Annotated in this window: 13 protein-coding genes; 4 read left to right on the top strand and 9 right to left on the bottom strand. The window is 62.3% G+C overall.

Going from position 1 to position 13,799, the window contains the following annotated elements; genetic code table 11:
• Window positions 1–99 precede the first annotated feature (99 nt).
• The gene (locus AC02Y0_RS13680; protein ID WP_476379448.1) at window positions 100–921 is read left to right on the top strand and encodes an alpha/beta fold hydrolase; all 822 of its coding nucleotides are present in this window, start codon (window positions 100–102) and stop codon (window positions 919–921) included.
• Window positions 922–961: 40 nt separating this feature from the next.
• On the opposite strand, the gene AC02Y0_RS13675 is transcribed toward AC02Y0_RS13680, so the two are convergent.
• From AC02Y0_RS13675 to AC02Y0_RS13665, 3 genes are all read right to left on the bottom strand, one after another.
• Window positions 962–2,545, bottom strand: coding sequence for a peroxidase family protein (locus AC02Y0_RS13675; protein ID WP_476379447.1), 1,584 nt, complete (start codon window positions 2,543–2,545; stop codon window positions 962–964).
• Window positions 2,546–2,648: 103 nt separating this feature from the next.
• Window positions 2,649–3,899 carry a class I SAM-dependent RNA methyltransferase gene (locus AC02Y0_RS13670; protein ID WP_444557586.1) on the bottom strand — a complete coding sequence of 417 codons (1,251 nt, stop codon included), beginning with the start codon at window positions 3,897–3,899 and terminating at the stop codon, window positions 2,649–2,651.
• Complete coding sequence (locus AC02Y0_RS13665) at window positions 3,896–4,699, bottom strand: TlyA family RNA methyltransferase (RefSeq protein WP_476379446.1); 804 nt, start codon at window positions 4,697–4,699, stop codon at window positions 3,896–3,898. Before AC02Y0_RS13665 ends, AC02Y0_RS13670 begins: the two co-directional genes overlap by 4 nt.
• A 566-nt stretch (window positions 4,700–5,265) precedes the next feature.
• Here AC02Y0_RS13665 and AC02Y0_RS13660 point away from each other — a divergent pair.
• Window positions 5,266–6,990: a methyl-accepting chemotaxis protein gene (locus AC02Y0_RS13660; RefSeq protein WP_476379445.1), complete on the top strand. Its 1,725-nt coding sequence runs from the start codon at window positions 5,266–5,268 to the stop codon at window positions 6,988–6,990.
• A gap of 36 nt (window positions 6,991–7,026) precedes the next feature.
• Here the strand turns inward: AC02Y0_RS13660 and AC02Y0_RS13655 are convergent, their stop codons facing one another.
• Window positions 7,027–7,428, bottom strand: a complete 402-nt coding sequence (locus AC02Y0_RS13655) for an acyl-CoA thioesterase (RefSeq protein ID WP_476379443.1) — start codon at window positions 7,426–7,428, stop codon at window positions 7,027–7,029.
• Between the two features lie 181 nt (window positions 7,429–7,609).
• Here AC02Y0_RS13655 and AC02Y0_RS13650 point away from each other — a divergent pair, with 181 nt between their 5' ends.
• Both AC02Y0_RS13650 and AC02Y0_RS13645 read left to right on the top strand, forming a co-directional pair.
• Entirely contained in the window at window positions 7,610–8,545 is a 936-nt protein-coding gene (locus AC02Y0_RS13650) for a histone deacetylase family protein (protein WP_476379442.1), read from the top strand.
• Window positions 8,546–8,547: 2 nt separating this feature from the next.
• Window positions 8,548–8,802, top strand: a complete 255-nt coding sequence (locus AC02Y0_RS13645) for an exodeoxyribonuclease VII small subunit (protein WP_102019466.1) — start codon at window positions 8,548–8,550, stop codon at window positions 8,800–8,802.
• Between the two features lie 104 nt (window positions 8,803–8,906).
• Here the strand turns inward: AC02Y0_RS13645 and AC02Y0_RS13640 are convergent, their stop codons facing one another.
• The 5 genes from AC02Y0_RS13640 to AC02Y0_RS13620 form a co-directional block, all read right to left on the bottom strand.
• Complete coding sequence (locus AC02Y0_RS13640; protein WP_476384033.1) at window positions 8,907–9,860, bottom strand: TerC family protein; 954 nt, start codon at window positions 9,858–9,860, stop codon at window positions 8,907–8,909.
• A 305-nt stretch (window positions 9,861–10,165) separates the two neighbouring features.
• Window positions 10,166–11,077, bottom strand: a complete 912-nt coding sequence (locus AC02Y0_RS13635; protein WP_476379441.1) for a homocysteine S-methyltransferase family protein — start codon at window positions 11,075–11,077, stop codon at window positions 10,166–10,168.
• Window positions 11,078–11,100: 23 nt separating this feature from the next.
• Window positions 11,101–12,333 carry a trans-sulfuration enzyme family protein gene (locus AC02Y0_RS13630; protein WP_476379440.1) on the bottom strand — a complete coding sequence of 411 codons (1,233 nt, stop codon included), beginning with the start codon at window positions 12,331–12,333 and terminating at the stop codon, window positions 11,101–11,103.
• 22 nt (window positions 12,334–12,355) lie between these two features.
• Entirely contained in the window at window positions 12,356–13,045 is a 690-nt protein-coding gene (locus AC02Y0_RS13625) for an ABC transporter permease (protein WP_476379438.1), read from the bottom strand.
• A gap of 13 nt (window positions 13,046–13,058) precedes the next feature.
• Window positions 13,059–13,784 carry an ABC transporter permease gene (locus tag AC02Y0_RS13620; RefSeq protein WP_476379437.1) on the bottom strand — a complete coding sequence of 242 codons (726 nt, stop codon included), beginning with the start codon at window positions 13,782–13,784 and terminating at the stop codon, window positions 13,059–13,061.
• Window positions 13,785–13,799 lie beyond the last annotated feature (15 nt).

Here is a 13,799-nt window from a genome sequence, read left to right as displayed (position 1 = left end):
TACGCGGGTTCTCTGTTTCTGGAAGCCCGCGACATTCGTTAGGAACCTGCTGCAGGTAGCAGCCGTTCGTCCTGTCTAGAAACAGAAAAGGACGTGACCATGCCCCGCATCAAGACCCGTGACGGTGTCGAACTCTATGCCAAGGACTGGGGGCAGGGCCGCCCTGTCATCCTCCTGCATGGCTGGCCGCTGACCGCTGACACCTTCGATGATCTGTCGATGGCCATCGCCGATGCGGGAATGCGCGCCATAGCCTATGATCGCCGTGGCTTTGGCCGCTCGGAACAGCCGTTCAACGGCTATGACTACGATACGATGGCCGACGATCTGGCTGACGTCATCGCCTCGACCGGAGCCAATGACGCGACAATTCTCGGCTTTTCCATGGGAGGCGGTGAGGTGGCGCGCTACATGTCCCGCCACGGTGGCGCCAACCTACGCTCGGCCGTCCTGGTGTCCTCTGTCGTGCCCTATATGCTGCAGACCGAGGACAATCCGAACGGCACGCCGGAATCGACATTTGACGAGATGACGGAGGGCATGGTCGAGGACCGCGCGCACTTCTTTGCCAGCTTCTTCAAGGACTTCTATGGCGTCGGCATGTTCGACAAGGCGGTCAGCTCCGAGGTGCTCGACTGGTCCGTCCGCCAGGCGATGATGGCGGGGCTCAAGCCGACGCTTGCCTGCGCCAAGGCCTTCGCGACCACCGACTTCCGTCCGGATCTTGCCGCCTTCAACGTGCCGACCCTGATCATCCATGGCACGGACGACAAGACGGTGCCGATCGATGCCGCAGGTCGCGCGGCTGCCGCCGGCATCAGCCAGTCGACACTCATCGAATATGAGGGCGCTCCACACGGGCTCTTTGCCACTCACAGGCAGCGCTTCATCGATGACGTGCTGGCATTCCTGCACCGCTGAGCCATTGGGCCTCCCCGGTCACGCCGGGGAGGCCCCCAGATCAATCTTCCCCCCTGCCGTCACCGACCGGATTGATGTCGTCGACGAAGGTGACGAGATCCGCCATGGTGAAATGCCCGGGCGTCTTGGATGGCAAATGCGGCGTCCAGTCGGATCTCTGCCAGATGAAGGAGTTCTGATCGCCATGCACCAGCCCGAGAAAGGTCTCGGCGACGATCGTTGATCCGACAGGCCCGAGCCTCAGGCCCTCATGCAACTGCTCGGCCTCCTTCAGGACGTAGTACCAGAGCGGCGTCGCCTTGAGGAACCCGTTCTGCGCGGCAGCCTCGCCGTCGGCACCGCGCGAAAGCTGCATGTCGCTCAGCGGCTCGAAACCCATGGCGCGCGCCACATCCTGGCCCGATGGCAATCCGATCTGCGATCCGCGCCTCAGGTTGCGGAATGGCAGAACGAACTCCCGGGCGGCAACAGTCTCCATGTCGTCCGGGTGGCCCGGCAGTGTGTGGAGCGCCGGCACGATGAGCGGATCGAGCCTGCGAGCATGATTGAGCGTGAAATCGGCTTCAGGCGGCGTTTGGAGATCGAAGAAACGGCGCCAGTCGATCACCCAGTTGGAGGGGAGAGACCGTAAGGGGCCAAGCGGCGAGGGCGGATCCTCCGGCGCGAGTTCGCCAACGATCTGCCCGGACTTGCCGGTGAAGTTGAACATCAGGCCGAGCGTACCGTTCGCGCGACCGCCCGGCCGGAAGACCGCGTTGTGACTGTAGGCTTCCCGCACCATGGAATGCCCGAGGCGATAGGCGGCCGCCGCGAACTCCGCCGGCATATAGGGCCGACTGCGGAAGCGATAGAAACGCCGCCCCTCATGCTTGATCTTGCGGACCAGTCCCGGTTCCGTCAGGCGCTCGACGAAGTCGAAGAGCACGATCCACTGATAGTGCCAGGTGACGATGCGCCGTGCTTCTAGAAAGAGCGCCATGCCCTTCAAGCCGGCATTCGTATCTTCCAGATGCTTGACCACCGCATTGTGGAACTTCAGCATCAGCAGATGAAACTGCGCCACCAGCAGGTTCTCATCATTGCGCTCGTCGAAGATCAGCGCCCGCCCATGCGCGTTGCGCGGCAAGTCGTTGTCGAGCTGCCGGATCTTCTTGTCAGTTTCCGGATCCTCTTTGCGAAATGCTTCGGAGCGCAGCGCTTTCCCGATCAGGAACCTGGGCCCCGGCGGTTTGCCGACCGCGTCTTTCGCATAAAGATAAGGGTGCAGTCCGGGTCCGTCGCCATAGAGGGAATCGAGATCCAGAGCCGGTGTGCGAAAATTCTGCGTCGCCAGCGGATCGGCGCGCTGCTTGTCGAGCGGTGTTGTGTCGAGCGTGATGTCGTGGTCGACGAACTGGCCGAGATAGGTATAGCCGGCCGGCAAGGTCGGGTGATCGCCCGTGCCACCCTTTTCGTCCCGCATCGCCTTGGCAAGTGCGAAGAGAGCATCATCCTCGGCATGCAGTGGCGCCAGCCGCGGAAACATTTTGCCGAATTTGCCCGGATCGGCATTGCCGGCAAGCGCCTGCAGGGATTCGCGGCTCATTCCGCGAACGCCATGCCCATGGGCTGCGATTTCAGACATCGTCATTCCCCCTTTGATCCCGTTATTTATGAATAGCGAGATCAAAGGATAAAATCAGGAATGGCGCAAGAAACCGGAGGCAACCTTTGATTGTGGTTGCGGACTAGCCCTTGCTGAGCGTCGCGACGGCCTCGACATGTGGAGACCAGAGGAACTGGTCGATCGGCGTCACCTTGTCGACCCGGTAGCCGCCCGCGATCAGGATCGACAGGTCACGGGCAAGCGTCAGCGGATTGCAGCTGATTGCGACGACCTTCTTCACCTGTGACCTTGCGAGTTCCGCACACTGCACTTCGGCACCTGCGCGCGGCGGGTCGAAGACGACTGCATCGAAGCCCTTGAACTCCGAGGTCATCAGCGGACGACGAAATAGGTCGCGGCGCTCGACCGTCACGGGCTTCAAGCCCTGCGTATTGCGGGCGGCAAGATCCAGCGATTTCACAGCTTTCTCGTCCGATTCGACAGCGAGCACGGAGGATGCGCGGGCGAGCCTAAGCGCAAAGGTGCCGACACCGGAGAAGAGATCAACGACCTTCTTCGCCTTGCCGATATGGGCGCTCGCAAGTGCGGCCATGTGCTCCTCCGCCTCGTGCGTCGCTTGGGTAAAGCCGCCGGGCGGCAGGACCACGCGGGCGCCGGCGAAGTCGAGCAGCGGCTTGTGCGGCTCGATGACGATCTCGCCATTGGCAGACACGCGGGCGATGCCCTTGAGCTTGATCACGGCATTGGTAACCGCGCGCCGTTCCTGGTCGCCCAGCCCGCCGCGCAGCCCGTCGAGCGAGATGTCGAGGCCAGTCGTCGTCTCGGTCACGGTGATGCGAAAGTGCTCGGCACCACAGGCATTGGCAATGATCTTGATCGCGTCCAACCGGGAAATGAGCCCGTCCGACGCGATGGGACATTCCTCGACCGGCACCACATGATGCGTTTCCGCCTGCATGAAGCCCATGACGAGGCCCTGTTCCCGCCGACGGGCGGTGAAGACGAGGCGGCGGCGCTGATGCGGATGCGCCTCGAAGATCTCGCCCACGGGCGCCTCGATCCCCTTCGACTTCAGGGCGTCGATCAGCACCTGCCGCTTGAAGGCATTGTAGGCGGGTTTCGCCATATGCTGCAGCGAACAGCCGCCGCATACACCACCGACGCCATCAGGACCGAAATGCTTGCAAGGCGGCTGAACGCGATCAGGCGAGGTGGTGGCGAAGGACATGATCGTGCCCTCGTTCTTCACCTTCGCGATCGAGACTGTTTCGCCGGGCAGCGCGAAGGGCACGAAGACCGGCCCATCGGCGCCATGTGCCACCCCGTCGCCCTTGGCGCCGAGGCTCGAAATCGTGACGGTTTCGGCGCTCATGCTGCGTCCTCTTCGTCGTCCTGATCGTCGTCGCCATCGTTGGCATCATCAGGCTTTACGCCGGCAAGCAGGAATTCCTCGTTCCCATCGCCACCAGCGATCGGGGAGGGGATGAGACCGAGGCTCGTCCAGCCCATGTCTTCCGTCAGCCAGCGCTCCAGTTCGGCGGCGACCACCGGTGCGGTCTCCGGTTCTTTCAGCAGCCCCGCCTTGCTGATCGCCTCGCGGCCGGCCTCGAACTGCGGCTTGACCAGCAGCAGACAATGGGCGCCAGGCTCGGCCTGCTCGAGGGCGGGCGCTAGCGCCAGCTTCAGCGAAATGAACGAGACGTCGGAGACGAGAAAGTCGAAAGGCTGATCGTCGTAGTCCTCGGGCTCCAGGTAACGCGCATTCAATCCTTCCAGATTGGTCACGCGCGGGTCGCTGGCAAGCCGCGGATGCAGCTGGTCGTGGCCGACATCGATCGCCGTCACGTGGGCAGCGCCACGCTTCAGCAGGACCTCGGTAAAGCCGCCGGTGGAGGCGCCGACGTCCAGACAGTGGCAACCCTCGGGCGAGAGGTCGAAATGATCAAGCGCGGCGTCGAGTTTTAGCGCCGCGCGCGAGACGTAATCCTGGGCAGGATCATCGATATCGAACTGGTGCGTGGCGGCAAAGACGAGGCTGGGCTTCGCCACCACCTTGCCGTCCACCTTCACCGTGCCACGCTGAATGGCGTCACGGGAGCGGGACCGGCTGGCGAAAAGGCCGAGGGCGACCAGGAGCTGGTCGAGGCGCTGGGGTTCTGGGAGCTTCTTCATGCCCCCGTCAATGCGGTGAGATGCGCCGCCGCGCAAGTCTTTTTCGCGGTCCAGCCTCAGGACCCGTCCCTCAAGGGCAAAGAGGGTTGCGATTTTCAACGGGATGGCCATTCCAGGTTTTATTAGCGATGCTTTAAGCAATTGCAGCTAATGTTCACTGGCCGGCGCGATGCGATCATCCCCTCCCAAGCAGCGCGCTCCGACAAAACACTGCGGGCCCTCCTCCTCCTCCTTCAGGCCTGCAGGATTAGAAGCCCTCCGGTTTCGGGCCCGGGGGGCTTCGTTTTTTAACCGCCGCATATTTGCGGTCGGACTGCCCTCCGAAGCCCATCCCCCATACCCCCGGAAGCCGAGGATGATAATTTCTGGTCGCTTCACGGCCTCGGCCAAATCCGTGCCGATCCTTGCCCTGACTGGGTGTGGGTCTGTCCGCGCCAGCAGTGGCGATTCCGCACCAATGCTCACCGCGAATGTTCACCTCAAGCACGTTCTCGTGAATTTTAGTAACTATTTATATAGATGGGTGGCATTAAACTATAGGTACATCAAAAGCGATAGGTGCAACCATGTCCCTCATGACCTTTTTCAGAAACGAACCCCGCGCTGTTCTCAACGCCCTCGACAGATCCCAGGCCGTCATCGAATTCGAAATCAACGGCACCATTCTCTCGGCAAACGAGAACTTCTGCGGCGCCGTCGGTTATTCCTTGAACGAGATCGTCGGCAAGCATCACAGCATGTTTGTTGGCAAGCATTACGCGCAGTCAGCCGAGTATCGCGATTTCTGGACACGCCTGGGTCGAGGAGAATTCTTCAGCGCGCAGTATAAGCGTTACGGCAAGGGAGGCCGCGAAATCTGGATCGAGGCCTCCTACAATCCGATCATGCGTGGGGGAAAGCCCTATAAGGTCATCAAGTTCGCGACCGACATCACCGAACGCAAACTGGCCGAACTGGAAAACGGCGGCAAGCTCGACGCGATTTCTCGCGCCCAGGCAACGATCGAGTTTACCCCGGACGGCCACATCCTCACCGCCAACCAGAATTTCCTCACGGCCGTCGGCTACCGGCTGGACGAAATCGTCGGCAAGCATCATGCGATGTTCTGTGATGGCGGGTATGCGCAGTCCGCTGAATACCAGTCCTTCTGGAAGGACCTGCGGGCCGGGGAGTTCAAGTCGAGCGAATTCACCCGCATCCGGAAGGATGGCAGCAAGATTTACATCCAGGCCTCCTACAACCCGATCTTCGACGAGGATGGCCGGGTCTTCAAGGTGGTGAAGTTTGCAATCGACGTTACGGGGCGCGTGCGGGCGGTGGATGCCATTGCCGCAGGTCTTGCCCGTTTGTCCGAATGCAATATCCGCGTAACGATCGACGACCCCTTCATCCCAGAATTCGAACGCCTGCGCACCGACTTCAACACCGCAATCGCGGAATTCCAAAAGACCCTCGAAAGCGTGCTTGGCGAGACAGGAGCTTTGACCGAAAACAGCCAGAGCCTGAAGGACGATGCCGAAGCCCTCGGCCGTCGCACCGAACAGCAGGCCGCGGCCCTCGAACAGGCTTCCGCCGCGCTCGAGCAGATCACCGCCACGGTCAAGGAGGCCTCGGTTCGGGCCCGCGATACCCGTGACATCGTGAAAGAGGCCCGCACGGCGACCGGTCAGTCTGTCGAAGTCGTGCGCTCCACGGTCGAGGCGATCGGGCGCATCGAAAACGCCTCGAAAGAGATCGGCAGCATCATCGACGTCATCGACCAGATTGCCTTCCAGACCAATCTCCTGGCGCTGAATGCAGGTGTCGAGGCAGCGCGAGCAGGTGACGCCGGCAAGGGATTTGCAGTCGTGGCGCAGGAGGTGCGCGAACTGGCCCAGCGTTCTGCTGCCGCCGCCCGGGAGATCTCCGCCCTCATCCTCAACTCGACGAACGAGGTCGCCGAAGGCGTGCGCCTGGTCAATGCCACGGGCTCGTCTCTCGAGCGGATCGAACGGTTCGTCAATGAGATCAACGTCAATGTCGATGCCATCGCGACCGGAGCCAATGAGCAGGCCTCGAGCCTTAGCGAGATCAACAACGCCGTCAATCAACTCGATCAGGCGACCCAGCAGAATGCTGGTTTGGTATCCAGTATCTCGACGGCCAGTGACATCATGGCGCTTGGGGCCGTAAAGATGAAGACGCTGGTCGACATCTTCAAGCTCAACCGTCGCACAGCCCGACGAGAGCCCGGCTCGCCGGCCGCAGGTGCAGGGGCGCATATGCGCGGCCGCCAGACCATCGCGGCCTGAGCGAATTCGACCTACTCCGCAGCAAGTGTACGGTTCTCAGGGAACGTAGCGATAGAGCCAGTCGCGTATGTCTTCTGGCAGCGCGACCGGCTCGCCGCTATCTGCGTCCCGCGCGGTCCAGGTGACGTCGATCTCGGCGACCGTCTGCCCGTCCTTTTCCATCGCCACCTCGAAGCCCACGGATTTGCCGCCAATCTTGTCGACCTGGACGATCATCCGTACGGCATCCTCGACCCGCAGCGGTTGGTGCAGGCGGACCTCGAACTTGGCGGGGCTGTAAAGTGGCTCGTTTTCCAGCGGGGGGCGATAACGCCAGAAATGCCGCAGGGCTTCCTCGGCATGGTCAACATAGGCCGAAGCGCGCATCTCGCCTGTCGGGCCGATGTCACGATAGGCGACGACAAGTGCGCTCACCTCCACCCGTTCCATCTCGTCCATGCGCGCCCCCAATCTTATCCAAGTGTTAGCGGCATCTAACGGCATCGCCGTCGCCTTCACAAGGTCTGCACGGCAGCCCTGTGCTGGCGTGATGCCGCAGTGGGTTGGGTAAAACCGGGATGCGAGGTGGAAGATGACGGCCGAGCGCATTATGTTGCCCCCGACCCAGGAAGGATGCCCCATGGCCACCCGTCTCTACGAGAACCCGATCTTCCTCGAGCACAACACGCCCGAGGGCCATCCAGAGCGCGCCGATCGCTTGCGTTCGCTCAACATCGCGCTGGAGCATCCGAACTTTGCCCGCCTTGAGCGCATCAATGCTGTTCAGGCGAACGAGGATGCGGTGACGCTCGCCCATCCCGAGGAGCATCTCTTCGCGGTGATGCGCCAGATCCCGGAAGAGGAGGATCGCATCAACCAGCTCGAGGCCGATACCTATGCCTCGCAGAAGAGCCTGCAGGTGGCGCTGACCGCAATCGGTGGCGCGATGTCAGCCGTCGATGACGTGATGACCGGCAAGGCCGACAACGCCTTCGTCGCTGGCCGTCCGCCCGGCCACCATGCGGAAAAGAACAAGGCCATGGGTTTCTGCCTGTTCAACACGGTGGCGATTGCTGCCCGCCATGTGCAGAAGACCTACAGCGTCGAGCGCGTCGCGATCGTCGACTGGGACGTCCACCACGGCAATGGCACCCAGGACATCTTCTGGGACGATCCGTCGGTGCTGTTCTGCTCGACCCACCAGATGCCGCTCTATCCCTACAGTGGCGCCAAGGACGAGACGGGCACGCATCGCAACATCGTCAACGCGCCGCTATCGCCGAATGTCGGCTCCGATCATTTCCGCGAAGCCTTCAAGAGCCGCGTTCTGCCGGCACTCAACGATTTCTCGCCCGACTTCATCCTGATCTCGGCCGGCTTCGACGCGCATCACCGCGATCCGCTGGCGCAGATCAATCTGGTCGGCGAGGATTTCGACTGGGCGACAGGCAGGCTCTTGGAAGTCGCCGACCGTTTCGCCCATAACCGGGTCGTCAGCCTGCTCGAAGGCGGCTATGATCTCGAAGGCCTCGCCGAATCGGCAGGCCTGCACATCTTGAGACTGATGAAGGGTTGAGTATGTCCGACGCCACTGTTCCCGCCGATCTCACCGGCATTTCCTTCGAAAAGGCCGTGGCCGAGCTCGAAAGCATCGTGGCGCGGCTGGAACGCGGTGACGTGGCGCTCGACGAATCCATTGCCATCTACGAGCGCGGCGAGCTTCTGAAGAAGCATTGCGAGCAACTGCTCTCCGCTGCCGAAAACCGCATTGAGAAGATCCGCCTTGACCGGGCCGGCAAGCCGACCGGTAGCGAGCCGCTCGACGGCGCGTGATCTAAGGGCGGCTATCACGTCGCCGATTACCAAACACTAAGCCGCACACAGCAGAATGGCCCCTTTCGGGGCCATTTGTCGTTTTCGGGTCTTGAATTCCGAGCTTACTCGGCCGGGTTTTTCGCTTCCACGGCCTTGGGGCCGCTGGTCTTCCACAGCGAGTAGCCGACGCCCACGCCGAGGATGAGGAAGGTAACGCCCAGCGACCACTCCGGCGGGAACTTCTCCCAGCCCATGCCCCAGGCGATGAAGATCTTCGAGCCGATGAACATCAGCAGCACCGACAGGGCATACTTCAGATAGGCGAAGCGGTGCAGGATGGCATCCAGCGCGAAGTAGAGGGCGCGCAGACCGAGGATCGCGAAGATGTTCGACGTGTAGACGATGTACGGATCGGTCGTGATCGTGAAGACGGCCGGCACGGAGTCGACGGCGAATACCAGGTCCGCGATCTCGATCATGACGAGCGCCAGCAGGAGCGGCGTGGCGAAACGCTTGATCTTTCCCGTCACCGGATCCGGCTTCTTGACGATGAAGGCGTGGCCGTGGATCTCCTCCGTCACGTTCATCCGGCGCTTGAGGAAGCGGATCAGGGCATTGTCCTCGATCTTGTGTTCCTTGTCGGCGACGAACAGCATCTTGACGCCCGTCAGGATCAGGAAGCCGGCGAAGAAATATAGCACCCAGTGATACTGGTCGACGATCGTCGCACCGAGCCCGATCATGATGCCGCGCAGCACGATGACCCCGAGAATGCCCCAGAACAGCACGCGGTGCTGATATTCGCGCGGGATGGCGAAGAAGCTGAAGATCAGCGCGATGACGAAGATATTGTCCATCGCCAGCGTCTTCTCGACCACGAAGGCGGTCAGATACTGCGCGGTCGCGGTCGTATCCATCTGCCAGTAGATGAAGCCGGAGAAGAGCACGCCCAGCGTGATGTACATGGCCGAAAGCTTCAAACTTTCGGCGATGCCGATTTCATGGTCCTTCTTGTTGAGGACGCCAAGGTCGAAGGCAAGAAGTGCCACGACGAGGAGAATGAACAGCAACCACATCCAGAGTGGCTTGCCGAGAAACAGAATGAGCAGGAGTTCCAATTGTGTGACCTCTGTTGCATTGACCGGTGCTCGATGCAACGCGCGCACGGTCTCGCTGAAGAGAGGTCCGGTCCGGGCATGGCATCGAGCGTGCTCGATGCGGTCCGACATCACGATGGTAATCCGTCGTCAGAGGGGCCCGGTCCGCAAATCCTCAAATGGGGCCTGTCATCCGGAGTTCAAGGCCGCCGACGAGAAAAAAACACAGGAATGACACAATTGGTCATTTGCTCGGGTGTCGGCTTAGGCGCCGCCACCGCCGATCACGCCCGCGCCCGAAGCGCCCCCGCCACCCGGTGGATATGCTCAGCCCCGATCCCGCAGCAGCCGCCGATCATGGTCGCACCAGCTTCGGCCCAGTCGCAGGCAAAGCGCGAATAGACGTCGCCGGTCAGGTCACCGCGGGTATCGTGCAGCCCTTCGTTCGCGGCCTTGTCGTCGGTGTCGGTCTCGAAGGCATTGGCATAGACGCCGATCTTCAGCTTCACTCCCTTTTCGGCAAAGACGGCCGCTGCAGTCTCGACTGCCTTTTTCATCACTTCGGGCTTGGCACAGTTGAAGAGCAACGCCGAGGCACCCGAGCCTGCCGCCCACTCGGCAGCCGCCCGCACGGTCTCGCCCGAGCGCAGCTTCGGCTCGTCCCCGGCGATCTGGGCGGCATCGTCGGCCAGCGTAAAGGAGATCCAGAACGGCTTCGGCTGGGCCTGGATCGCCTTGCGAACGGCCTCGCCCTCGGCAATCAGGCTGAGCGTCTCGCCGAGCCAGACATCGACATGGGGGGCAAGGTTCTCGACCAGCACCTTCAGATAGTCCTGTACGGTCGAGGGATCGAAATTTTCAGGCTCATAGGAGCCGAAGATCGGCGGCAGGGAGCCGGCCACGACCACCTTGCGGCCCGCCGCATCCGCAGCCTCCCGCGCCAGTCTGCCGGAAAGCGCGATCAGCGCCGGCCCCTCAGTCTGGAACCGCTCCTCGCCGATGTGGAAGGGCACCAACGCATAGGAGTTTGTGGTGACGACGTCGGCACCGGCGGCAATGAATTCCTCATGCACCTGGCGGACGATCTCAGGGCTGTTCATCAGGGCCAGCGCCGACCATTCCGGCTGCTTCAGCTCCGCGCCGAGCCGCAAGAGTTCGCGGCTCATGCCGCCGTCGAGGATCATGGTGTCTGTCATGGCTAAGTCTCCGTCGGATGCGGTCAGGGGGTGAGCGCCTGGTCGAGATCGGCAATGAGATCTGCCGGGGTCTCCAGCCCGATCGACAGGCGGAAGAGCCCGTCGCCGGCATAGGCGCGGTAATCGGTGAGGGCGTCGCCGGTGAGGCGGAAGGTCGAGCTCATCATCTCCTCGGTGTCGAGCAGCACCACGAGGCTGCGCTGGTGACCGAGCGAAAAGGCGTAGTGAATGACACGCAGCCTTGTCGCCAGCCGATCGGCGGCGGCATTCGGGTTGCGCGTGCGAAACGCAATCATGCCGCCGAACACATCCATCTGGCGTTCGGCGAGATCATGCTGCGGATGGGAGGCGAGACCCGGATAGATCACACGCTCGACCTCCAGATGTCCTTCCAGGAAGGTGGCGACGGCAAGGGCGCTGTCTGACGCCATGCGCAGGCGCGGATAAAGCGTATCGATGCCGCGCATGATCAGCCAGGCCGACTGGGCCGAGAGTGATGCCCCGAGATAGACGCCGGCACGTCCGCGAATGCGGGCGATCAGCTCCTTCCGCCCGATCACGGCCCCGCCCAGCACGTCGCCATGGCCATTGATGAACTTGGTCAGCGAATGGATGACAAGATCGACGCCGAGGGACTGCGGCCGTGTGGCAACCGGTGTGGCAAAGGTGGAATCGACCGAGATCAGCGCGCCATGTCTATGGGCGATCCCCGCCAGCGCTTCGAGATCAACGAGGCGCAGGATCGGATTGACGGGGCTCTCGCAATGCACGAGCCGCGTGTTCGGTCGCATCGCTGCCTCAACCAGATCGAGCCGCGCCATGTTGACCGGTGTCACCTCGATGCCGAAATCCGGCAACACCCTTTGGGTGAGTTCTGCGGCGCCCGCGTAGCAGACATCCGATACCACGAGATGATCGCCGGCCTTGAGGAAAGTGAACAGCGTGCCGGCAATCGCCGCCATCCCCGTTGCCGTCGCCAGCGCATCCTCGGCCCGCTCGAGGGCGGCCAGCCGTTGTTCCAGCTGCCGCACGGTGGGGTTGGTCCAGCGGGCGTAGAGATAGGGCAGATCGGCGAGGTCAGCGACGCCATCGGCGGAGAACGCGCCATCGCCCGGCATCAGCACATTGTTGACCGACATCGAGACATTGGGCGCAATCGCCCCGGTCGCTGGATCAATCACCAGGCCAGCGTCGAGCGCCCGGGTTTCTGGACCGGCAGTCGCGGGCAGGGGATGGGCTGCGAAGACTTTCGTCATGGCATTACACTTTCGGGCCGCCTCAGCGGCGGATCGGCACCTGCGCCTCAACCACGCCAAAGGCACGGGTGATCAGCGCAGTCAGCGCGACATAAAAGAGGGTGACCACAAGCAACGGCTCGTAGACGAGAAGCGTGTCCTGGCGAACCTTGAAGGCGACCGCATAGAGATCCATCACGGTGACGGTGAACGCGAGCGGCGTGGCTTTCAGCTGCAGTACGATCTCGCCGGCAATCGTTGGCAGCGCCGTGCGGATCGCCCGCGGCAGCCAGATGCGTCTGATCAGCATCAAGGGGCTCATGCCGAGCGAGCGTCCCGCTTCCAGCTCACCCTTCGGCACTGAGAGTAGCGCACCGCGCAGTACTTCCGACTGATAGGCAGCAAAGTTGAGCGTGAAGGAGAGGGCGGCGAAGAAAAAGCCTTCACGCAGGATCGGCCAAAGGAAACTCTGCCTCAAGCCCGGCACCATCGGCAGCAGCGAGCCCACGCCGTAATAGAGCAGCCAGAGCTGGATGAGCAGCGGCGTGCCACGAAACACCGTCGAATAGCCAAGCGCGAGATTGCGGGGGATTGGCCCGCCGCTGACCCGGGCAAAGGCCAGACCGACCGCCAGCACGAAGCCAAAGCCGACCGAAATGACCAGCAGTGCCACCGTCTGGAAGGCGCCTTCGATCAGAAGCGGCCAGTATTTCGCGATCCATTCGAAATTCACGCGCGTCCCTCCTTCAATGCGCCGGCCGCTGGCCCCGGCGCACGCGGCGCTCGATGCCATGGAAGACGAGGTTGGAGAGAAGCGTGATGACCAGATAGAGGACCGCGGCCGCCAGGAAGAACAGGAAATATTCCTTGGTATTGGCACCGGCGAGACGCGTCGTCAGCGCCAGTTCCTGATAGCCGACGACGGCGACCAGCGCGCTGTCCTTGGTGACCGACATCCAGAGATTGGCCATGCCGGGCAGGGCGTTGGGAAGCAGTGCCGGCAGCGTCACGCGACGAAAGCGAAGCAATGGCGACATGCCGAAGGCCCGCGCCGCCTCGAGCTGTCCGGTGGGGATCGCCAGGATCGCGCCACGCAGAACCTCAGTCATATAGGCGCCCTGCACGAAGCCGAGCACGGCGACGGCAGCAACGAAACCATTGACCTCGATCGGCGGCAGGCCGAAGGCCATCAGCAGTCGGTTGAGGCCATCGGTGCCGGCATAATAGAGCCCGACGATCAGGATCAGTTCCGGAACCGCCCTTATGACGGAGGTATAGCCCTTGAGGAGCAGTCCCACCGGGCGGTTGTCGGAAAGCTTGCCGATCGCTCCGAAGAGACCAATGACCAGCCCGATGGAGAAGGCGCAGGCCGAGATGGCAACGGTCGTCGCAGCACCGGTCAACAGCGCGCCGCCCCAGCCCGGAGGCTGAAGCGCCAGCAATTGCCATGCCGTCATCGACCCTGTCGCCATCTCGTCCGCAATCCC

The sequence above is a fragment of the Allorhizobium sp. nf9_anc genome, assembly GCF_056323085.1.
Note: the sequence above shows the minus strand (reverse complement) of the source record. Positions and strands in the feature narration are given on the sequence as shown.

Bases quoted from the DNA above. Each gene is read 5' to 3' on its own strand.
- AC02Y0_RS13675 (WP_476379447.1), bottom strand. From the start codon at position 2,545: ATGTCTGAAATCGCAGCCCATGGGCATGGCGTTCGCGGAATGAGCCGC.
- AC02Y0_RS13630 (WP_476379440.1), bottom strand. From the start codon at position 12,333: ATGACGAAAGTCTTCGCAGCCCATCCCCTGCCCGCGACTGCCGGTCCA.
- AC02Y0_RS13655 (WP_476379443.1), bottom strand. From the start codon at position 7,428: ATGGACGAGATGGAACGGGTGGAGGTGAGCGCACTTGTCGTCGCCTAT.
- AC02Y0_RS13645 (WP_102019466.1), top strand. From the start codon at position 8,548: ATGTCCGACGCCACTGTTCCCGCCGATCTCACCGGCATTTCCTTCGAA.
- AC02Y0_RS13620 (WP_476379437.1), bottom strand. From the start codon at position 13,784: ATGGCGACAGGGTCGATGACGGCATGGCAATTGCTGGCGCTTCAGCCT.
- AC02Y0_RS13640 (WP_476384033.1), bottom strand. From the start codon at position 9,860: ATGTGGTTGCTGTTCATTCTCCTCGTCGTGGCACTTCTTGCCTTCGAC.
- AC02Y0_RS13665 (WP_476379446.1), bottom strand. From the start codon at position 4,699: ATGAAGAAGCTCCCAGAACCCCAGCGCCTCGACCAGCTCCTGGTCGCC.
- AC02Y0_RS13660 (WP_476379445.1), top strand. From the start codon at position 5,266: ATGTCCCTCATGACCTTTTTCAGAAACGAACCCCGCGCTGTTCTCAAC.
- AC02Y0_RS13635 (WP_476379441.1), bottom strand. From the start codon at position 11,077: ATGACAGACACCATGATCCTCGACGGCGGCATGAGCCGCGAACTCTTG.
- AC02Y0_RS13680 (WP_476379448.1), top strand. From the start codon at position 100: ATGCCCCGCATCAAGACCCGTGACGGTGTCGAACTCTATGCCAAGGAC.
- AC02Y0_RS13650 (WP_476379442.1), top strand. From the start codon at position 7,610: ATGGCCACCCGTCTCTACGAGAACCCGATCTTCCTCGAGCACAACACG.
- AC02Y0_RS13670 (WP_444557586.1), bottom strand. From the start codon at position 3,899: ATGAGCGCCGAAACCGTCACGATTTCGAGCCTCGGCGCCAAGGGCGAC.